Annotated in this window: 23 protein-coding genes; 13 read left to right on the forward strand and 10 right to left on the reverse strand. The window is 67.9% G+C overall.

The features are described 5' to 3' along the window. Window positions 1-452 precede the first annotated feature (452 nt). On the forward strand, window positions 453-1031 hold the full coding sequence (locus ACWFRU_RS28345; protein WP_453690965.1) for a phosphoesterase: 579 nt from the start codon (window positions 453-455) through the stop codon (window positions 1029-1031). After that, window positions 1028-2593 carry an alkaline phosphatase D family protein gene (locus ACWFRU_RS28350; RefSeq protein ID WP_453690966.1) on the forward strand — a complete coding sequence of 522 codons (1566 nt, stop codon included), beginning with the start codon at window positions 1028-1030 and terminating at the stop codon, window positions 2591-2593. The genes ACWFRU_RS28345 and ACWFRU_RS28350 overlap by 4 nt, the downstream gene beginning before the upstream one ends. A 122-nt stretch (window positions 2594-2715) precedes the next feature. On the opposite strand, the gene ACWFRU_RS28355 is transcribed toward ACWFRU_RS28350, so the two are convergent. The 3 genes from ACWFRU_RS28355 to ACWFRU_RS28365 form a co-directional block, all read right to left on the reverse strand. Continuing rightward, window positions 2716-3252, reverse strand: a complete 537-nt coding sequence (locus tag ACWFRU_RS28355; protein WP_453690967.1) for a hypothetical protein — start codon at window positions 3250-3252, stop codon at window positions 2716-2718. A gap of 57 nt (window positions 3253-3309) precedes the next feature. After that, window positions 3310-3837: a DinB family protein gene (locus ACWFRU_RS28360; RefSeq protein WP_453690968.1), complete on the reverse strand. Its 528-nt coding sequence runs from the start codon at window positions 3835-3837 to the stop codon at window positions 3310-3312. Between the two features lie 261 nt (window positions 3838-4098). Next, window positions 4099-4746, reverse strand: coding sequence for a TetR/AcrR family transcriptional regulator (locus ACWFRU_RS28365; protein WP_453690969.1), 648 nt, complete (start codon window positions 4744-4746; stop codon window positions 4099-4101). A gap of 149 nt (window positions 4747-4895) precedes the next feature. Between ACWFRU_RS28365 and ACWFRU_RS28370 the strand changes: the two genes are divergently transcribed. Further along, window positions 4896-5654 carry an SDR family NAD(P)-dependent oxidoreductase gene (locus ACWFRU_RS28370; protein ID WP_453690970.1) on the forward strand — a complete coding sequence of 253 codons (759 nt, stop codon included), beginning with the start codon at window positions 4896-4898 and terminating at the stop codon, window positions 5652-5654. Between the two features lie 244 nt (window positions 5655-5898). On the opposite strand, the gene snpA is transcribed toward ACWFRU_RS28370, so the two are convergent. Next, a complete protein-coding gene (gene snpA, locus ACWFRU_RS28375) occupies window positions 5899-6591 on the reverse strand; it encodes a snapalysin (RefSeq protein ID WP_453690971.1) in 693 nt (230 codons plus the stop codon). A 306-nt stretch (window positions 6592-6897) separates the two neighbouring features. Continuing rightward, entirely contained in the window at window positions 6898-7716 is an 819-nt protein-coding gene (locus tag ACWFRU_RS28380) for an SDR family NAD(P)-dependent oxidoreductase (RefSeq protein ID WP_453690972.1), read from the reverse strand. A gap of 242 nt (window positions 7717-7958) precedes the next feature. On the opposite strand from ACWFRU_RS28380, the gene ACWFRU_RS28385 reads away from it, so the two are divergent. Beyond that, window positions 7959-8516: a 2'-5' RNA ligase family protein gene (locus ACWFRU_RS28385; protein WP_453690973.1), complete on the forward strand. Its 558-nt coding sequence runs from the start codon at window positions 7959-7961 to the stop codon at window positions 8514-8516. On the opposite strand, the gene ACWFRU_RS28390 is transcribed toward ACWFRU_RS28385, so the two are convergent. The 3 genes from ACWFRU_RS28390 to ACWFRU_RS28400 all read right to left on the reverse strand — a co-directional run bounded on the left by ACWFRU_RS28390 (window position 8495) and on the right by ACWFRU_RS28400 (window position 9882). Continuing rightward, a complete protein-coding gene (locus tag ACWFRU_RS28390) occupies window positions 8495-9016 on the reverse strand; it encodes an NUDIX hydrolase (RefSeq protein WP_453691183.1) in 522 nt (173 codons plus the stop codon). The genes ACWFRU_RS28385 and ACWFRU_RS28390 overlap by 22 nt on opposite strands. A gap of 386 nt (window positions 9017-9402) precedes the next feature. Next, the gene (locus ACWFRU_RS28395; RefSeq protein ID WP_453690974.1) at window positions 9403-9672 is read right to left on the reverse strand and encodes a hypothetical protein; all 270 of its coding nucleotides are present in this window, start codon (window positions 9670-9672) and stop codon (window positions 9403-9405) included. Window positions 9673-9681: 9 nt separating this feature from the next. Then, entirely contained in the window at window positions 9682-9882 is a 201-nt protein-coding gene (locus tag ACWFRU_RS28400) for a hypothetical protein (protein ID WP_453690975.1), read from the reverse strand. A gap of 800 nt (window positions 9883-10682) precedes the next feature. On the opposite strand from ACWFRU_RS28400, the gene ACWFRU_RS28405 reads away from it, so the two are divergent. The 4 genes from ACWFRU_RS28405 (at window position 10683) to ACWFRU_RS28420 (ending at window position 13267) form a co-directional block, all read left to right on the forward strand. Further along, complete coding sequence (locus ACWFRU_RS28405; protein WP_453690976.1) at window positions 10683-11198, forward strand: DinB family protein; 516 nt, start codon at window positions 10683-10685, stop codon at window positions 11196-11198. Between the two features lie 75 nt (window positions 11199-11273). Further along, complete coding sequence (locus ACWFRU_RS28410; protein ID WP_453690977.1) at window positions 11274-12065, forward strand: DUF899 family protein; 792 nt, start codon at window positions 11274-11276, stop codon at window positions 12063-12065. 163 nt (window positions 12066-12228) lie between these two features. Then, complete coding sequence (locus tag ACWFRU_RS28415) at window positions 12229-12684, forward strand: nuclear transport factor 2 family protein (protein ID WP_453690978.1); 456 nt, start codon at window positions 12229-12231, stop codon at window positions 12682-12684. Window positions 12685-12910: 226 nt separating this feature from the next. Then, window positions 12911-13267 (forward strand): hypothetical protein, encoded by a 357-nt coding sequence (locus ACWFRU_RS28420; protein WP_453690979.1) that lies wholly within the window; start codon window positions 12911-12913, stop codon window positions 13265-13267. A gap of 66 nt (window positions 13268-13333) precedes the next feature. Here the strand turns inward: ACWFRU_RS28420 and ACWFRU_RS28425 are convergent, their stop codons facing one another. Continuing rightward, window positions 13334-13744, reverse strand: coding sequence for a VOC family protein (locus tag ACWFRU_RS28425; protein ID WP_453690980.1), 411 nt, complete (start codon window positions 13742-13744; stop codon window positions 13334-13336). Window positions 13745-13999: 255 nt separating this feature from the next. Here ACWFRU_RS28425 and ACWFRU_RS28430 point away from each other — a divergent pair, with 255 nt between their 5' ends. Beyond that, a complete protein-coding gene (locus tag ACWFRU_RS28430) occupies window positions 14000-14821 on the forward strand; it encodes a S1 family peptidase (RefSeq protein WP_453690981.1) in 822 nt (273 codons plus the stop codon). Window positions 14822-15046: 225 nt separating this feature from the next. On the opposite strand, the gene ACWFRU_RS28435 is transcribed toward ACWFRU_RS28430, so the two are convergent. Next, on the reverse strand, window positions 15047-15616 hold the full coding sequence (locus ACWFRU_RS28435; RefSeq protein ID WP_453690982.1) for a TetR/AcrR family transcriptional regulator: 570 nt from the start codon (window positions 15614-15616) through the stop codon (window positions 15047-15049). Between the two features lie 245 nt (window positions 15617-15861). Here ACWFRU_RS28435 and ACWFRU_RS28440 point away from each other — a divergent pair, with 245 nt between their 5' ends. The 4 genes from ACWFRU_RS28440 (at window position 15862) to ACWFRU_RS28455 (ending at window position 18737) form a co-directional block, all read left to right on the forward strand. After that, window positions 15862-16737 (forward strand): NmrA family NAD(P)-binding protein, encoded by an 876-nt coding sequence (locus ACWFRU_RS28440; protein WP_453690983.1) that lies wholly within the window; start codon window positions 15862-15864, stop codon window positions 16735-16737. A 320-nt stretch (window positions 16738-17057) separates the two neighbouring features. Beyond that, window positions 17058-17555: an ATPase gene (locus tag ACWFRU_RS28445; protein WP_453690984.1), complete on the forward strand. Its 498-nt coding sequence runs from the start codon at window positions 17058-17060 to the stop codon at window positions 17553-17555. Beyond that, window positions 17552-17893 carry an ArsR/SmtB family transcription factor gene (locus ACWFRU_RS28450; RefSeq protein ID WP_453690985.1) on the forward strand — a complete coding sequence of 114 codons (342 nt, stop codon included), beginning with the start codon at window positions 17552-17554 and terminating at the stop codon, window positions 17891-17893. Before ACWFRU_RS28445 ends, ACWFRU_RS28450 begins: the two co-directional genes overlap by 4 nt. A 94-nt stretch (window positions 17894-17987) precedes the next feature. After that, window positions 17988-18737: a DUF899 family protein gene (locus tag ACWFRU_RS28455; protein WP_453691184.1), complete on the forward strand. Its 750-nt coding sequence runs from the start codon at window positions 17988-17990 to the stop codon at window positions 18735-18737. The last annotated feature ends 8 nt before the right edge of the window (window positions 18738-18745 follow it).

Here is an 18745-nt window from a genome sequence, read left to right on the forward strand (position 1 = left end):
ACTGGCCCCTCCGCATATAGCCGCCAAATAGCTGCAAAGTGCGTCGAGGCGGGACGATATATTTCGGCCATCGAAACATTTCCGCACAGCAACCGTAGGAATGTGGCGTAAAAGCGCCCCTGGTGACGAACATCCACAAGGACGCCGCCACCGACCGTGGACAAGGCCAGCCGCCGCACCTGCCGCAGGAAATGGGCTTCGCTGACGACGTCTCTCCGCTGAGTCCTCTCCTCCAGGCCATGTCGCTGGTGCACGGGCAGCGAGGGCGACCCCGGCGCCGCTCGAACCCAACCCGCGCCAGCCACCGGGTGCCCGACACGGCGGGACTCTTATGACGGCAGACCGCCACAGTCGGGGCAGCGGTGGTAACAGAATTCGCCGGAATACTTCTCCTGGTTCATGCGGGACTGGTGGGCTGACCGCGCTCAACTCACCGATCACAGGAGGAGCGCGTGAATCTCGTCGTCAACGGCGACGCGGAGAACGGGGCCGGCGGCACCGCCGACCCCGTATCGAAGGTCCGTGGCTGGAACATCACCCAGGGAGCCCCGGCGCTCATCGCCTACAGTCTCGGCGGCGGTTACCCGACCGCGTCGGACCCCGGCCCGGCCCGCCGCGGCAGCCGCTTCTACTCGGGCGGCAACAGCCCGCGCACCGTGCTGACGCAGGACATCGACCTGCCCAGGAGCGGCCCGACCGGACGCCGCGCCGTCGACGCGGGCAAGGTCCGCTACACGCTGGCCGGCTGGCTCGGCGGATTTGCCGCACAGGAGGACGGCGCGCGCCTGTCCGTGGAGTTCCGCGACGCCAAGAACACCCCCCTGGCCCTCAGCGTCCTGGGCCCGGTCAGCGCCGGCGACCGGCAGAACAAAACGGGGCTCCTGGAGCGCACGGCCGAAGCCACCGTGCCGCCCACTGCCCGCTCGGCGCGCATCTTGCTCGTCTTCACACGCAGCGGCAGCGGAACCTCCAACGACGGCTACGCGGACGCCCTTTCCCTCACCCTCAGCGCCACCGGAGGCCGCCGATGACCGTCAACCGCCGTGACCTGCTCAAGTCCGCCGCGGCCGCCGGCGCGCTCAGCCTCGCCTGGCCGCTCGCCCCTGGCCTGACCCCGGCGCAGGCCCGCGAGGCCGCCGAGAACCTGGGGGCCGAGTACGACCAAGCGCCCTTCACCCTCGGCGTCGCCTCCGGTGATCCGCAGCCGCACTCCGTGGTGCTGTGGACCAGACTCGCGCCCGAACCACTGGCCGCCGAGCAGCAGCTTCCCGAGATCGTCGAAGTCGAGTGGGTCCTGGCCAAGGACGCCGGGCTGCGCCGCGTCGTCGCCCGGGGCACGGCGCCCGCCTCGGCGACGCTGGGCCACAGCGTGCACGTCCCGGTGGACGGCCTGGCCCCCGGGCGCCACTACTGGTACGCGTTCAAGGCACTGGGCAAGACGTCCCGTGTGGGGCGTACGAAGACGGCGCCGCGCGGGCGCGTCGAGAAGGTCACCTTCGCGGCCGCCAACTGCCAAGCCTTCCACGACGGTTTCTACGCCGCGCACCGCGGCATCGCCCGCGAGAAGGTCGACTTCGTCGTCCACCTGGGCGACTACATCTACGAGCACGGCCAGGTCGGCGGCGTACCCGAGCAGCACGTGCGCGACCATGACGGACCCGAGATCCTCACTCTGGCCGACTACCGCAAACGGCACGCTCTCTACAAGGGCGATCAATCGCTGCGCGAGGCGCACGCCGCCCACCCATGGTTCTTGACGTGGGACGACCACGAGGTCGTCAACGACTACAGCGGTACCGGCGGTGGCGCCCCGTTCATGCGGCGCCGCGCGGCCGCCTACCAGGCCTGGTACGAGCACATGCCCCACCGCGACTCCTTCGGCGGCTCAGCGCTGCCCGACCCCGAGATCCACCGGGTGCGGCGCTGGGGCGAACTGCTGGAACTGGCCATCCTCGACCTGCGCTCCTACCGCTCGGCGCAGAACCTGCCCGACGGCACCATCTTGGGCGCCGAGCAGAAGACATGGCTGAAGAAGACCATCGACCGGGCCCCCGACGCCTGGCACATATGGGCCAACTCGATCATGCTGAGCCAGCTGCGGGGCCGCCCCGGTGGCTCGTACATGTTCACCGACCAGTGGGACGGCTTCCTCGCCGAGCGCAAGGAAGTCCTGCAGCACGTGCACCACAGCGGACTGGAGGACCTGGTCGTCATCACCGGCGACTGGCACTCCGCCTTCGTCGACGACATCCGCACCGACTTCGACGAACCGCAATCCCCTCTGGTCGGAACCGAGTTCACCGCCCACTCGATCACCTCCGGCGCCTACTCCCCCGAATGGAACGCCGCCAACGGCCCCTTGATGGGCCAGGCCAACCCCCACCTGAAGTACTTCGAGGGCAATCGGTACGGCTACGACGTGTACGAAGTGACGCCCCGACGCTTCAGCGCCCACATGCGCGTCATCAACGACCGCCGTGACCCCCACTCCCCCGTCAGCACACTGACCACATTCCATGTCGACCGCGGCACCAGCGGATCCTACGAAGACAAGGACACGAAGAAGTCGCCCGCGCAGTACCGCAGGGACTGACACACAACTGCCCGTGCCCCGCTAACGACCAGCCCGTGCCCCCGCTGGTACGGCCCGGGGCACGGGCAGGCCCCCACCCCACACGAGGCCCGCGTCCGGGGTCCCTCAGCCCCTGACCGACTCTACGTCTCAGTATCCAAAGCCCGCCTTGCGACGATCTGGAACGCCGCCTCCAAAGGCTTCTTGGCCTCGAAGGCCGCCATGAAGCGTGCGTCGTGCTCCTCGAGCCGTCCAGCCCCGCCTACGATCGCTGCGCGAATCCAGGCCCCAGTGAGCAACTCCCACTGTCTCAAGGCCTCGCGCAGATCCTCGGCGGCCACGGCCACGGAGTGCGGCCCGGCTATCGTCACGGCAGCCGCCGCGGCGCTGAACTGCGTCCAGGCGTCGTGCACACTGCCGCGGGAGCCTTCCCAGTCTTCGACAGCGCCTTCACCGTGCAGCAGATCGGACGCCTTCCAGCAGGCATTGGACAGTTGCTTCGCACACGTGACGAAGCTGGTGTACGTCTCGCGCCGCAAGTCCGCGACCCAGCGCTTCTCCTCCGCCCGGTGCTGAGCCCCGACGGTCCGCAGCTGGGCGCTGAGGGTGAGGAGACCTCCCCCAAGGCCGCCGACCGCACCAATCGCTGCACCGAGTATCGCCGCAACGCCCGCCTCCACCCGCCACCCTCTCGTTCGCTTCCGAACGTCCTACCTCCGCAGGCCACACGCCACGCTTTACGCGCCGGTGACCCCGTCGATGCGCTCTCGGAGCAGGTCAGCATGGCCATTGTGGCGTGCGTACTCTTCAATCATGTGAACCATGATCCAGCGCAGCGAGACCCCTGAATCACCTACGTGGCCTGCTTCCTGCTCCGACAGCTGACCGGCATCGTCCAGTGAAGCGGTCGCGATGAGCTCACGCCCCCGATCAACCTCCCTCTGCCAGATGGCCATGACTTCCTCGAGTCCTCGGTTTTCCACCAGTGCAAAGCCGTCGGCGTTGCTCTCCTCAAAGACTGGGGGCAGGTCCTGGCCTGCGAACACGCGTTGGAACCACTTGTTCTCGACCAGAGCCAGGTGCTGGACAAGTCCCAGCAAAGTCATCGAGGAGGGTGCAGCCGAAGCCAGCCGTAATTGCTCATCCTTGAGGCCGGAGCACTTCAGAACGAGTGTGGCGCGGTGAAAATCGAGCCACGCTTCCAGCATGGCTCGCTCACCAGCATGCGGAGGGGGGACAGGGCGTCCATCCGGTGTCGTAGTCATGACTGCAACGTGGCACACACCGCCAGGGTCCACACCGGCCTTCGCTGGCGACGAACACCTGCGATCACCCCACCCATCAGGTCAGCGCCATCAACACTCCCGTGTCAGCTGAGGATCTCGGCCGCCTTGGTCATCGGCCCCCCAGCGTCACCGGTGTTGATCGTTCCCGTCGGCTCGAACAGCAGGATCGCGGTCTCCTCATCCAGAGTTCCGCAGCTCCGGGGCGGGCGCCGTCCGCGCCCGCGGTGCCGCCGGAGGCGTTCAGGGGTGCTGCGCGTCGTTGGCGCTGCGACCGTAGCGGGCGAGCATCGTCGTGACCGCCTCGTCGACCGCGTGACCGATGTCGGCAGGTGCGGGGCTCCAGTCGGCGAGCAGCATCCGCGGCCACAGGACGTAGTTGGCGATCATTCCGAGGAACTGGTTGGTGGCGCTCTCCGCGTCGGGTACCACCGCGGTGCCTGCGGCGTGCTGGGCCTCCAGGTAGTGCTGGACGGAGATGAAGTAGGGCAGCTTGCCCAGCTCGAACTGAGCCCGCCCCAGTTCCGGGAAGCGCGGCAGTTCGGCGATGACGATGCGGAAGAGGGCCGCCATCGCGGGTCGGCCGATCAGGTCGGCGTACTGGCGGCCGATGGCGCTCAGGCCGTCGCGCAGGTCACCGGGCTGCCTCGCGGGGGCCGCCGGGTCCGGCCCGCCCTTCCAGTACTCGGTGACGATGGCTTCGAAGAGCGCTGCCTTGGTGGGGAACTGCTTGAACAGCGTGGACTTCGAGACGACCGCTTCCTGCGCGATCTTCGCCAGCGAGGTCCCGTCATAGCCCCGTTCCAGGAACAGCTTCGTGGCCGCTGCGGTGATCGCCTCACGCTTGCGCTGTGCGAGTCGTTGATGGTGCGCGGAGAGTCCTGCGGTCATGAGCTCAGTATGACCTATCGCGAGGCGAGTCACTTGACTCGCCACTGCGGAGATGTTTACGTGGCCAGAGAGGCGAGTCGAACGACTCGCATCCGGTCGGCGAGAGTAATCCCAGCCGGCGTCGTTCCGTTCCCGAAAGAGAAGCACTCATGGAGTCACGCAAGATTGCATTGGTCACCGGCGGCAATCGCGGGCTGGGCCGGGCTACGGCCCAGGCGCTGGCCCGGCACGGGCTGCGCGTCATCATCACCTACCGCGGCGACGCGCAGGAGGCCGAGGGGACGGTCAAAAGCGTTCAGGAATCCGGCGCCACGGCTGCCGCACTGCGGCTGGACATCGGCGACGTGGCCTCCTTTCCCGCCTTCGCTTCCCACCTGGCTGCGCAACTGGAGCGCTGGGACGCGACCCGGTTGGACGTCCTGGTCAACAACGCCGGGATCGGGCTGTTCGGACCGTTGGAAGCGGTCACGGTCGACGACTTCGACGCGGTGATGGACACCAACGTGCGCGGCACGTTTTTCCTCATCCAGGCGCTTGCGCCCCTACTGGCCGACGGAGGGCGGATCATCAACGTCTCCTCCTCCCTCAGCCGCCACACCAGCGCCGGCACCTCGGTCTACTCGGCCTCCAAGGCGGCGGTCGAGGCCCTCAGCCGGACTTTGGCCCTGGAGTTGGGGGCGCGCAAGATCCGCGTCAACGCCATCGCGCCGGGGCCGACCGCCACCGACTTCAACGGCGGCGCCATGCGGGACGACGCACAGATGCGCGAGGGACTGAGCGCGCAGACCGCGCTCGGCCGCGTCGGTGAACCGCAGGAGATCGGCGACGCGATTGCCGCGCTCGCCTCCGAGGACCTGCGATGGGTAACCGCCCAGCGTCTCGAGGTGTCCGGCGGCGCCCTGTTGTAGGCCCGCCCACACCGTGTAACCCGCCCCTTACCTGGCAGAACCGAGGGGGTGAGCTGAGTCCGCGGTTAGCGACGCCCGGCCGGTGCACGAACGGGTTCACCCACCCAGACCGGCCACGGCAGCGCGACGCCTGCCCCGAAGCAGGACTGCCCCTCGGAGGAGAGTGCGCCGCACGCGGCCGGGTGGACACTCGGGGGCAGTTGGCGCCAGGTGGCCATGCGCCCCACGGTGGCGTAGCGCCCGGTCAGCGGACCTTGGTCAGCTCGCCCTTGTCCTGGAGAGTGGCGATCCCCCTGGCCCACAGGGTGTTGACCCGCTGACGCTCTGTCGCGTTGGGGTAGGCGTTGGTGCAGGAAGGGCCAGGTCCGCCGCCCGACATCAGCTCGCTGCACGGGCCCGAGTAGTGGTCGGGCAGACCCAGCACGTGCCCCGTCTCGTGCGAGGTCACCCGGGTGGAGTTGTACTGCTGGTTCTGCCGGTAGTCCAGGAAGATGTAGCCGTGCCCGCGCCCATCGGTGGAGGCGTACGAGCCGCGCGAGTCATTGCCCTCGCGGTATTCGAAATCAGCGCCCGAACTGGACTCCTGCAGTTTGACGTTGCTGACCGAGGAGTTCCAGATCTGCGTGCTCTGCGCAATCTGACTACGGAAGCTCGGCGCGCGGGTCGTGCGGTAGCGCACGGTGACGACCTGGATGCCCGGCTGCGCCGCCTGCTTCTTCAGCGCCGACTTCATGACGGCATCGAAGAACTTCTGGTTGGCGGAGGCCTCCTCCGCGGAGCCCGCGTACGCCGATATGGCGTTCGTTGAGGCAGACTTGAGCGCGTCTGGTGCGGGCGCTGCGAACGCCGAGGGTGCGGTGGCCAGCGAACCGACCAGGGCAGCGGCGCCGAGGACGGCCAGGAGGTTGGTGCGGGATCTGCTACGGGATCTGTTCATGGGGGTGAGTCCCTTTTCCGATGTCCGATGTCCGGTGGCCTCGAGGGCCGTGACTGCCGGGAGCCTTCGGAGCGCGAGGGCGCCTAAGGTCCCGGGACCGGGGCCCGTTGGGTGCGGTCCCACGGTCGCAACGAGTATCGGGAAGGCGGGGCTTATCCGCACCGATACCATTCGGCGATAGCGGCAGAGCATCAACTGTTATGCGTAGACCGGGAGTTGAGGGCATACGCGCGCGGGCTCGCTGCCGCTCCTGACGAACTACCCGGTGTTTCCGTCCCCCGTGTCGGCGACCGGCTGGGGCTCAAATCATGAGCCGCCGCAGAGGGTCTGGGTCAACGCCATCAATCGCTTCCGGGCCTCGGTGTCGTATGCCTGCTCGTGCGCCTGTGCATCGGTGAACTGATTGAAGTAGCGGCCGGTGGTCTTTTCCAGGTCCGGATCGATGAGCAGTCGCACCGCTGGCCGCACACCCTCTTCGACCGTGGTCACAGGGGTCAGGCCGTAGGCACGGACGCCGCTGGTGTCCATCAAGTGAGCGGGGTGGAGCGCGTTGACGGTGACACCGGTGCCGTCCAGTTCCGCGGCCAACTCGAAGGTGGCCATGATCAGGGCGAGCTTGCTCTTGCAATACGCGCTCAGCCCTTCATAGCTCTGCTCCAGCATGACGTCGTCAAAATCGATGGCCTCCTGTCCGATCGAGGCCACGTTCACCACGCGGGCCGGCGTTGATTCGCTCAGCAACGGGAGCAGGTCGCGGGCGAGAGCGTAGGGGGCGAGGTGGTTGACCGCGAAGCGCAGTTCGTGCCCCTGCCGGCTGAACTGCCGTACGTGCGGGTCGGGGCCACCGCCGACGACGGCGTTGTTCACCAGCCCGTCGAGCCGTGGCTCGGCAGCACGTATTCGAGCCGCGAGCGCGTGTACCTGGTCGAGATCGGCCAGGTCAGCCAGGTAAGTGCGCACGGCCGCATCCGGTGCGGCAGTCCGTACCTCGGCCGCGACAGCGTCCAGGCGGGCCCGGTCGCGGCCGTGCAACAAGACGGTCTGGCCGCGGGCCGCCAGGTCGAGGGCGATGCCGCGGCCCAGGCCCTGCGTGGCTCCTGTGATCAAGGTAATGCGTTGGTTCATGCTGCCCAGGCTGTCAGCACACCCCGGAGTTACCGGAGAGTGTGCTGAGCCTGGTGTTCCCACCACCAGGCAACGGTCCTTGCCGTGATCTGCCCGGGTAGGCCCCAGGCCGGACGGACGGCGCCTTCCGCCTGAGGGCAACGGCCTGGACCGGTCGCGCAGTGACAGAGCTCCGTCATGTCGTACACACTGCTCCTCAGCGACCGGCCGGACTCGATGCAGAAGGTGGGGTGAGGGCGGCGATGCCCATGCCGGGAACGACAGCGGTACTGGTACTACTGCCGGACGCCGAACCGCTCTTGGAGCTGGCCGTCCAGGTGGACCCGCGAGTGGTGCGGCCCGGTGTGCCCGCGCACGCGACGCTGCTCTACCCGTGGCTGCCCGCCGAGATGATCGGCCCCAATGATGTGGAGCGGTTGCGGGCCGTACTGGTGGGGGCCGCGCCGGACGTCGGCCGGATTCCCCTGCGGCTGACCGAGGTCGAGCGAACCGAGGCGTTCGTCGGTGTCCCGGTCCCCGAATTGCGTGCGATGGCCACCGCCGTTCGAGCCGCGTTCCCGGAACAGGTGCCTTACGGGGGCCAGTTCGGGGACGATCCGCCGGTGCACGTCACCGTGTCGTTGGACGCGACTGACCAAACCGCCGCCGACATCACGCGTCACGTCACCGGCCGCCTGCCGATCACCACCGCGGTGTCCGCCGTGCACGTGGTCGCCCTCTCATCCGACGGCTGGCAAGTTCTCGCCGAGCTGCCGCTCGCCCCACGACCGGGAGATGTCTACAAGCGGTCCTCAGCTTGAGTTGCCGGCCCGCCTGCCGAGTCTGGCTCTCGGGCGCAGGCGTGGCTCGCTGGCCTGGTACGTGTTCTCCAGTCACTGTTGATGCGGTCCAGCCACATGTCCTGGTCATCCGCCAAGGGGAACTGCAGCGGGAGCGGGACGAAACGGCAGGAGAAAGCCATGCCGGCGTCACTGTCGGCGCCGTGTACGCGGTGGTCCCATGTGTGGGGGGTGTCCGCGGGGGCCTGGAGATGAAAGTAGGTGGTGCGCCGCGGGTGCCCCGTTTCTGGGTGGGGTTTGTCCTCGACCACAAACTGCCCGACGACACGAACGGTCTGCAGGCCGGTTTCCTCGGACGTCTCTCGGATAACCGCTTCTTCCAGGCCCTCCCCCGGTTGAACACCGCCGGCGGGGATCTGAGTTCCCGCTTCTGGCTCGTCGACGTGGTCGAAGACCAACAGCTCTGGAGCATCCCCCTGGCGGATCACGTAGGCGGCGACACGGATTCTGGGCTGGATCATGCCGGTATTTTCCGCCTTGATGCCCGCATGAGTCACGGCCGTATGGTCACGGCAGCGTGGTCACGGCCGCGTGGTCACCGACGTCTCCCGGATACGCGGGGCAGGGGCTCTTGGAGACGTATTACGGGCGTCAGGAGTGGCAGCTGCAGTCGCAGAGCCTGCCGGTGAACTTGTGATTGCAGCGGCAGCGGGTGTGCATGCGGTCTGACCAGCCAGCGAGGTCCGCGGCATGTTCGGGGTGGAGCGAGGCCGCCGCGGTGAGAGCCTGCGCGGTCTCGCATGCGGTGGACGTGTACGGCCGCACGTCGATCAATGCGAGGATACTGTCAGGAAGTTGCTCGCGGGCGTCGCCAGGCGGAGGCGGGGTCCAGTCGGTCACGGCTGCCTCACACTTCGAAGTAGGCGACAGTGACGATCGTCCGTCGAATGGTCAAGGTGTAGACGATCCGTACTTCGGTGCCCGGGGCCCGGTACTCCCACATCGGCCCACCTTGCTCGATCCTAGGGCGGATGGTGCCGACGGTCGGATCTGCGGCGATCACGGCAAGAGCCCGGTCGACGGCGATCTCCTCGGCCGGGTTGAAGCGTGCTGCCTGCTGGACCGCGGTGGGGCCGAGGACGATGCGGGCTCCGGCCTTGCGGTGCTGGGGCGCCATGGCGCCTGATTATGCCGCTGAGCCACTGACGTCGATGCCGTGTTTGGCGTATAGGTCGACACGCAGCGTCTCCCAGTCGGTCGTGGGTGTCTTGCCGTCGCGGATGCCCTGCCAGTAGGAGGCGAGTTCCTCGTTGCCGGTCTCTCGCGCAGCGGTGATCGTCTCGTCGAGGTCGGCGAGTTCCTCGGTGGTCCACGGCTGGTCGCTCATGCCGTCCTCCCGGCTGTGGATTCACGGATGGTGATTCCGGTTGACATTCGGAGCGTAGCGGCTACCCGGCCGGACGGGCGGCTGTGCGACCGGATTTGGTGTTGACCGGGCGAGGGCTGTCGGCCGGCCGTCCTGGATGCTCGCGCCTGCGCCTCTCCCATCGACGGCCGCGTGCCGTCGGTCCAAGCTCGAGTGGGCGTGATCGCCCAGCATCGCGGTTGTGCAACCCCGGGGTTGCATAAGGCCTCACCTTGTGCAACCTTTGAGTTGCACATAGGGCGGCAGTGAAGGAGCCCCTCAAATGACCGATCCCCCGCATCGAGCGCGAGATCCTGAGCGGGTTCGGCACACAGCCAACCTCGGACGACAACCGCCGCAACGTGATCCGTGATCAACGCCCATGTGTCCCGGCCGCGCCGGCCAACCCGAACCGCCGTGAGCTGCCGGACCTGATGCCCGAGCGTGGTCAGGCCACCGCGCCCACACTTGCCGAGGGGCTCCCGATCACCCCAGGCACCGGACACCACGGCCCGCTGGATAGCCGCGCTCACCACTGATCGGCATCGCCGCCTGGCCAAGATCACGCGTGTCGCCCAGGCCGCCGGCCGGGCGGCCACACTCGACCCGGGATGAACGGCGTACGAGCGTACGAGCTCCCGCGCCCCCAGGAACCGATACAAGCACCGACGCGCTCACCACGCCCCTGGCTACCGCCCGGCAGGGCGGTAGCCAGGGGCGTTCCAAGACCCCACCCCACCTACTCCGACCGGCACCACCCCCCGTACGCGAAGGGCACGTTCATGGACACCCTCCCGCTCCGCAGGGCCTACGACGCGCTGCTGGAGGCCGCCGCCACGGTGGCCGACTCCCCCACCCGCAAGACTCCACCGCCCGGCGAATGGAACGCCGACCAGATCCTCGCGCATGTCACCATCGTCAACGCCCTTACCAGCGCCACCGCCGCCACCATCTCCGCGGGCGCACACACGACTTTCGAGAACCGCATCGCACAGGACACTTGGACCATCGCGCGCGCCATCACTCATGCCGGCGGCAACATGGGCCTCCGGGAGCGCATCCGCGTCCAAGCAGAACTCCTCTGCGCCCTGGGTGAGATGTTGAGCGACGCCGAACTCGACACGCTGGTGCCCACACTGCTCCTGTCCAACGACACGGTTCTGGTCGACCAGATGGTGCCGCTGAGGAATCTGTTCACCGGCCTGGCAGAAAACGAGCTGCCCGGCCACAGCAAACAGCTCCTGGCCCTGACGCCGAACGCCGCCGCGGCCACAGCCACAGCCACAGCCACAACCTGACCGCAATCGCCCAGTTCACGAGTTCACCCCGCACGAGCTGATCCACCCACGTCCCGACTGACACTGGAGACGACGATGACGCTTGACGCGACCAACAGTGCGACCACCCGCCCGACGAACAGCGCGACGGACCACGAGACAGCCCTGGCGCGGCCCGCGCTGGCCGACCGCGCCACCTGGCAGGCAGAGATCGACAAGCTGCGTAACCGCGAGAAGGCACACACCCGTGAAGGGGACGCGATCGCAGCGGCCCGCAGGCGGCTGCCGATGACCGAGGTCGACGCCTCGATCTCGCTCACCGGCCCGGAGGGACCGGTGCCGCTGCTCGAGGTGTTCGAGGGCCGTCGGCAGCTGATCGCCTACTTCCACATGTGGCACGACGGGCAGAGCGCCGCCGAACAGTGCGAAGGCTGCACGTTCTTCAACGGCCAAGTCCGCGAACTGTCCTACCTGCACTCCCGCGACATCACCTACGCCACCTTCTGCCAGGGCCCCTACGCCGAGAGCGTGCGCTACCGCGACTTCATGGGCTGGGACGTGCCCTGGTATTCGGTGCGCGAATGCGCCGACGAACTCCTGGCCGGCCGACCGTTCTTCCTGCTCTCCTGCTATCTGCGCGACGGCGACCGGGTGTTTGAGACCTACTGGACCACCATCCGCGGCTACGAGGCCATGTCGCCCAGCCACGGGCTGATGGACCGGACCGTCTACGGACGACAGGAGACCTGGGAGGACTCACCCGCCGGCTGGCCCCAGCCATGGGAGGCCGGTGACCGCGGCGTCTGGCGCGTTGACGGGCGCCCCGCAGCCCAGTGGTCCCGGCTGGCCGCCGGCCGCAACGACGACCTCGGCACCACCGGCAGCTGACCCTTCTGGGAGGGACTGGAGTCGCCCCCGGTTCGGTGCCCCATTTTGCCTGTACCGTCGGGCCCGGCCCTACCAGGTCCTGTCGCGGAAGACGAGGACCGCGTTACACAACGACGTCTGATTGCCGCCAGCAAGGGCCGCCTACGCTGGCCATGCTGGCGGCATGACGACGTCATCTACTACGGACTCACTGGCACTCCTCACGGGCATGTACGCGGCCGAGGGGAAGTACCTCGCTGCCGGAGGCCCTGGCGAGGCATCATTCGACCTGCTCGCCCCCTTCTTCGCGCCGGATGTCGAACTGCATCAAGCAGATGCCCTGCCCTATGGCGGCATGTGGCGTGGGCACGACGGCATGACGCAGTTCTTCCTCCAAATGGGACAGGTCTGGGAGTCGTTCGACATGGTGGACCAGAAGTTCCTTGCCACCGGCGAGACCGCGGTGGTGCTCACACAGGTTCGTGCGCGCGCCCGTGCGACCGGCCGTGAACTCAGCTTCCCGATCCTGCAAGCCATCAGAATCACCAGCGGGCGGATCACCGAGGTCCGTCCGTTCTACTGGGACACACAGGCCATTGCCGACGCCTGCACCACGCCTACACCGACACCGACAGACTGAGCTCGACCGGCGGGACGCGTGACGACAGCGGCTTCTGCTTCTCCTGGGCGGCCGGGTGGATCGGCGGAAGCACAGGTACGGACATGCGCAGGCGCTGGAGGGGCATCCCCAGGTGGCGCTACGTTGGGAAGGTGACCGGAATCGACGCCGACCGGCGGTGGTCCGAGTCCATGCCGGCGGTCTACGAGCAATACCTCGTCCCCTCAGCACGCATGGCTTCGGAGCGGTGCTGCAGGCCGGGCTGGAGCGGGCCTTTCCGGGTGACCCGCCGCAGTTCCTCCCATCGGTCCCCCACGGCTACGCCGACTCCGCTGTCGTGGCCGACGACCTGGCGTCCGCCGGGTTCACTGTCGAAGAAGAACAGGAGCTGACCCTGGAGGGCCGGGCAGCGTCGGTCGCTGACATCGCCACCGGTTTCCTCGCCGGGACGCCGCTGCGTGCGGCCGTCGAGGAACGCGGCGGCGGGCCAGCCGTCCGAGCCACCGTGATCGAGGAGTTGACGGCCCGTCTGGGGCCAGTGCCGATCACGGCTCTGATGACGGCGTACGTCTTCCGCGGTGCGGCCGACTGCCGCGACAGGTGAGGGATCATCGATGCGAGGACCGTGGCCATCGTGTTCCCGGACTCGGACGTGGATGCTGCCCTTGATCTAGCTGGGCTGCTGAGTGATGTTGACCATCCAGGTGATCCCGAACTGATCAACGAGCGATCCGGCCTCATCACCCCAGGACTGCTTCTCCAGGGGCAGCGTCACGGTGCCGCCGGCGCACAGCCTCTCGAAGTAGTCGCGGAGTTTGGCGTCGTCGCCGTTGAGGAAGACCGCGACGTTGTTGCCCGGGGTGTGGGGCATGTCTTCCCGAACGTCCCATGCCATCAGCGTGAAACCGTCTGGAGTGCGGAGCGTGGCGTGCATGATCTTGTCAGGGTGAGGCACGTCCGGGGAGCCGTACTCGGCGTAAGTGCCCATGTCCAGCTGGCCGCCGAGGACATCCCGATAGAACTCGATCGCCTGCCGCGCATCCCCATTGAAGGCGAGGCACGGGTTGAGTTGAGATCCCAATGTGATACTCCTCTGCACGAGTGATTTGCGAACGGCTGGAACGTAGCAACGTGCACTGACAGTCGGCCGCGCCCGGGCAGCAGTCCGGCCACGACGAATTCGGTGGTGCCCGTCAGGAATGGGTTTCGCGACTTCCCCCAGTACAGGGCGGGGGCTGGCCCCACCTTCGAGCGACCAGTTGCCCGGATGGTCCGGCGGGCCCCGTGTCACGAGGCTGAGTACGTACAGATCCACCCAGGAAAAAGGGAAACCTCTGTGTTCAGCTTCAAGCCACCGCACCGCCGTGTTGCCCGCGCCGCCGCCGCCGGCGCTCTCGCCGCCGCGGCCTGCGCCACCCTCATGGCAGGCAGCGCCACAGCCATCGTCAACGGATCGGACTCCACCCAGAGCTACCCCTTCATGGCGACCGTTCCGATGTCGGCTCCCGATGCCGGTCTGCTCGACGGGAACTGCGGGGCATCACTGATCGACAAGCAGTGGGTGCTTACGGCCGCCCACTGCGTCAAGGGTGAGGGCCTCGAACTGGAGGGCGTCGTGCGGCTGGGCAGCGAACACCGCAAATCCGGCGGCACCGTCCGCAAGATCGACCGATTCTTCGTCCACCCCCGCTATGTGAACGGCGACAACAAGGCCGCCAACATCAACGACATCGCGCTGATCCGCCTCGACCGCCCTGTCGCCGGCCAGCCCATCAAGATTGCCAAGCGAGCTTCACAGCCCGGCACGCCGACCCGCATCCTGGGCTTCGGCACGACCGTGGACACCGAATTCGCGTTTCCCGACCGGCTGCAGGAGCTGAACGCCCGCAGGGGCGCCAAATCGGAGTGCGCGCCCGGGTACGCCGACCGGACCCGGCTGTGCACGATCAGCACCGTACCCAGGGCCATGGCATGCTTCGGGGACTCCGGCGGACCCCAGATCCAGAAGGACCGGAACGGACGCTGGGAGTTGATCGGCGTCACTTCAGGGCCCGGCGCCCCCGATGTCCCTTGCTCACAAGGCCCCGGCCTTTACACCAACGCACCCGCCTACGTCGGCTGGATCCACAAGACCATGAAGACCAACCCCGCGTCGTAGACCGGCCTCAGCGACAGCAGCACGGCGATCGGCGGTGCGGGGCCGCACCGCCGATCACTCTGACGCCGGCCTCGAAGGCTTGTCCCACAAACGCAGGCAGTGCGAGATATGGCAGCGGGCGCCATCGGTTGCTTGAACCATGACCTCTGACATCGGGTTCAGGGGCCCTGCTAATCCGCGGTTCGCCGACTGGTGTTCGACCTGTGAGGGCAGCGCCGGACCAGGTCACGGTCGAGGGCCTGACAGGGCATCCATAAGGAGTCCGATGAGGCGGTGGACCTGTTCTCTGGTGGCACACTGCGCCGCGGTGGCGATACCACCCACGAGGAGCAGGGCATCACCGGGCGCGATGTCGGAGCGCAGGGTGCCGTCCCGGGCACCCGCGTCGAGGAGGGTGGTGACGGCGCCGCTCAGGAGCGCGTGGGCGTGGGCGAACGGGTCGGCCTCGGAGGCGATGGCCGCGTTGAGGGCCGTGCACATGTCGCTGCTGGCCATGGCGTAGTCGAGGAAGTGTTCCAGCCACGCCCGGGTGGCCTCGGCCGCCGTGTGCCGGGACACAAGGTCGGCTGCCGTCTCGCACACGAGAGAGAGCTGGCGGTGATGGGCGGCGATGAGGAGGGTTTCCCGGGTCGGGAAGTGCCGGTAAAGGGTGCCGACACCGACGCCCGCCTCCTTGGCGATCGCGGCCGGCGCGGTGTCCATGCCCTTCTCCGCGAAGACGCGTGCGGCGACCTCCAGCAGGCGCTCGCGGTTCTGCAGCGCGTCACTCCTGGTCCGGCGGGGGGTGGCGGACATGTGAGGCATCCTTCGGTCGTCTCCGCTTGCTTTCCGGAATGCGTTCCACTTAACGTCTAAGCGGAACGCATTCCGTTAAGACTCTACGTCAGACGGACCGCGCGGCGGCCCGCCACTGCCGGCCCGCGCCGCACGCCGTGGGCGGCCGACGACGACGCCGGAAGGCTCTGGATCCCCCAGGAAGCTCACGACCGGTGCACCCGGGCCGGGCGGCGCCCTCAGACCGCATTCGAAGGGAAACAGCGATGGAGACAGTCCTGATCATCGGGGCAACCGGCCAGGTCGGATCGCAGATCGTCCGGGAACTCGACGCGAACGACGGCGATCTCGCGGTGCGCCTGGCCACGCGTCGGCCCGAAGTCGCGGAGCGGTGGCGTGCGGAGGGGCGTGACGCGGTCGTACTCGATCTCGACAATCCGGCGCACTACGCGCAGGCCCTGGAGGACGTGAGCCGGGTCTTTCTGCTGACGGGCTACACCGCGGACATGCTGCATCAGAGCAAGAGGCTGATCGACGCCGCCGTCACCGCCGACGTGTCCCACCTCGTGCACCTCGGCGTCTTCAACTCGGGAGACGACGACATCCCGCACTTCTCGTGGCATCAACTCATCGAGACCTACATCAAGGCGAGCGGCATCGCGTGGACGCACCTGCACCCCAACGTCATCTACGGCGACGCATGGGCGGCCCCCATCCGCGAGACCAGCACGCTGACCGGCTGGTGGCAGGAGGCACCGCAGGGCTACGTCCACACCGCCGACATCGCTGCCGTCGCCGCCGAGGTCTTGCGTGAAGGGCCCTCGCAGCACGGCGGCGCCGACTACTGGCTGAGCACGGAAGTGCTGACGGGCCCGCAGATCGCCGACATCCTCACCGACGTGCTGGGCCGGGAGATCACCTACACCTCGATGGGACCCGACGACCTGGCCGACAGCGTGGCAAAGATCCCTTCTGCCGCGGAAGGCCTGTACATGCAAAGCGCCGTGCAGACGATACGTCAGGCGGTCGCCGGCAACATGAAGTTCCAGAACGTGGTCCGCGACGACGTTCAGACCGTTCTCGGGCGGCCCGGCGTCACGGTCCGGGAGTGGGCTCGCCAAACGTTCGCCGACGCGACGTGAGGTCCGGCCGGGGCCGCCCTACGGGTGATCTTCGGTAAAGCGAGTGCCCGGCTGCCCGCCGTGCGGACGGTTCGCTCAGCCCGCGAGGGGCTGGTTGTGTTCCTGTTTCCAGCAGGGAGTCCTACCTCCCCCATCGCGCGGCGGTGCCGCATGACCAGGCCAGCGCCCAGCCGCCTCCGCTCGTGCGCTGCACCTGGCCGATGAGGTGCCGGGCCCGCTCGCCACCGGGCACCGATATGCAATCCACCGGTTGCAGGTCGGCGCCTCATGTGCAATCGTTGTGTTGCAGGTCAGTATTTGGCAACCCTGAGGAGCGAGCCATGAGCGACACGACCCGTACCGACACCGAACTCGCCGAGCTCGACCGGATCAGTCGGCAGATCGACATCGACGCCCCCGCAGAGCGCGTGTGGGAATTGATCGCACGTCCCGGCTGGTACATCAACGACGGCACGGTCGACGGCGACCCCGACCTGCGGCACGAGGGTGACGTCGCCGTGCTGCGCCACCCGACACTGGGAGAGTTCCGGTTCCGTACGGTGACGCTGGACAAGCCGCGCTATGCCTCGTTCCGGTGGATCGGCACCCCGTCGCGGGATGAGTCGACGCCCTCGACACTGGTCGAGTTCTGGATCGACGAGCGGTCCGGTGGAGGGGTGACGCTGCGCGTCGTCGAAAGCGGGTTCTCCAGCCTCGCCGACGACGCCGCCGCGTGGCTGAAGGAACGCGAGGGCAACGACGAGGGGTGGATCATCGAGTTGGCGGCTGCGAAGGTGTTCGTCGAGAAGTCCGCGTCGGCCCCGTCGGCGACCCGGTGAGCGCCTCCCTCCACGTCGTGTGCGCCGCCCTGGGGGATCCGACGCGCTGGGCGATACTCACCCGGCTCGGCGAGGGCCCGATGTCGGCGTCCGCGCTGGCCAAGGTCCTGCCGGTGAGCCGCCAAGCGATCGGCAAGCACCTGGAGGTGCTGCGCGAGGTGGGGCTCGTGGAGTCCGAGCAGCGTGGGCGCGAAGTGGTTCACCTCGCCATCGGCGCCCAGCTCGGCGCTCTGGCACGGGAACTGGACCGAATCGGTCAGTCCTGGGACACACGCCTGCTGCGGATCAAGGAGCTGGCCGAACAGACCGGCCCCGACACCCCGGAAGCCGCCGGCTGACACGAAACGACCGGTGCCAGCAGATGGCGTACGACGATGGGAGACGACCGTGACCGAGCACAAAGCACACGAGCGACCCGAGAAGTCGGCGGACCTGGACAGGGATGTCCAGCGCACATCGGCGCTGCCACCGGTCGTCGACCGGGCCACCTTCCAGTCCGGACTCGACGAACTGCGACTGCGCGAGAAAGCACACACCCGCGAAGGCGACGCGATCGCCGCAGCCCGGCGCCGGCTGCCCATGGTCGAGGTGGCCGCCGACCTCGCCTTGACCGGGCCGAACGGGCCGGTCACCCTGCTCGACGCGTTCGAAGGACGCAGGCAGCTCATCGCGTACTACTTCATGTGGCACGACGGCCACGACGCCGCCGGGCAGTGCGAGGGCTGCACCTGGGTCACGGCCCAGGTGCAGGAACTGTCCTACCTCCACTCCCGCGACATCACCTACGCGGTCTTCTGCCAGGGCCCCTATGAGGAAAGCCGCCGCTACCGGGACTTCATGGGTTGGCAGGTGCCGTGGTACTCGGCGCTCCCTTCCCTAGACGAACTCCTGGTCGGCCGCCAGGTCGGCAGGATGCACCTGGTCTGCTACCTGCGCGACGGTGACCGCGTCTACGAGACGTATTGGACGACGCTGCGCGGCGTGGAGGTCATGGACACCAGCTACGCCCTTATGGACCTCACCGCGTACGGACGCCAGGAACAGTGGGAGGACTCGCCTCCCGGCTACCCGCGCGACCAGGACGCACCCCCAGAGCAGCCCTTCCGCCGCAATGGACGCCCCATCTCCCAGTGGCCCCGGATCAGGGCCGGACGCTCCGACGACCTCACTCATCAGCCGTGACAGCACGG

This window comes from Streptomyces sp. NPDC055099 (assembly GCF_053607685.1).

Excerpts from the sequence above, each read along its gene's own strand:
- ACWFRU_RS28445 (WP_453690984.1), top strand. The coding sequence starts at position 17,058 with ATGAGCGACACGACCCGTACCGACACCGAACTCGCCGAGCTCGACCGG.
- snpA (WP_453690971.1), bottom strand. The coding sequence starts at position 6,591 with ATGAACAGATCCCGTAGCAGATCCCGCACCAACCTCCTGGCCGTCCTC.
- ACWFRU_RS28360 (WP_453690968.1), bottom strand. The coding sequence starts at position 3,837 with ATGACTACGACACCGGATGGACGCCCTGTCCCCCCTCCGCATGCTGGT.
- ACWFRU_RS28380 (WP_453690972.1), bottom strand. The coding sequence starts at position 7,716 with ATGAACCAACGCATTACCTTGATCACAGGAGCCACGCAGGGCCTGGGC.
- ACWFRU_RS28365 (WP_453690969.1), bottom strand. The coding sequence starts at position 4,746 with ATGACCGCAGGACTCTCCGCGCACCATCAACGACTCGCACAGCGCAAG.
- ACWFRU_RS28415 (WP_453690978.1), top strand. The coding sequence starts at position 12,229 with ATGACGACGTCATCTACTACGGACTCACTGGCACTCCTCACGGGCATG.
- ACWFRU_RS28410 (WP_453690977.1), top strand. The coding sequence starts at position 11,274 with ATGACGCTTGACGCGACCAACAGTGCGACCACCCGCCCGACGAACAGC.
- ACWFRU_RS28435 (WP_453690982.1), bottom strand. The coding sequence starts at position 15,616 with ATGTCCGCCACCCCCCGCCGGACCAGGAGTGACGCGCTGCAGAACCGC.
- ACWFRU_RS28350 (WP_453690966.1), top strand. The coding sequence starts at position 1,028 with ATGACCGTCAACCGCCGTGACCTGCTCAAGTCCGCCGCGGCCGCCGGC.
- ACWFRU_RS28405 (WP_453690976.1), top strand. The coding sequence starts at position 10,683 with ATGGACACCCTCCCGCTCCGCAGGGCCTACGACGCGCTGCTGGAGGCC.
- ACWFRU_RS28400 (WP_453690975.1), bottom strand. The coding sequence starts at position 9,882 with ATGAGCGACCAGCCGTGGACCACCGAGGAACTCGCCGACCTCGACGAG.
- ACWFRU_RS28440 (WP_453690983.1), top strand. The coding sequence starts at position 15,862 with ATGGAGACAGTCCTGATCATCGGGGCAACCGGCCAGGTCGGATCGCAG.
- ACWFRU_RS28370 (WP_453690970.1), top strand. The coding sequence starts at position 4,896 with ATGGAGTCACGCAAGATTGCATTGGTCACCGGCGGCAATCGCGGGCTG.
- ACWFRU_RS28395 (WP_453690974.1), bottom strand. The coding sequence starts at position 9,672 with ATGGCGCCCCAGCACCGCAAGGCCGGAGCCCGCATCGTCCTCGGCCCC.
- ACWFRU_RS28390 (WP_453691183.1), bottom strand. The coding sequence starts at position 9,016 with ATGATCCAGCCCAGAATCCGTGTCGCCGCCTACGTGATCCGCCAGGGG.
- ACWFRU_RS28385 (WP_453690973.1), top strand. The coding sequence starts at position 7,959 with ATGCCCATGCCGGGAACGACAGCGGTACTGGTACTACTGCCGGACGCC.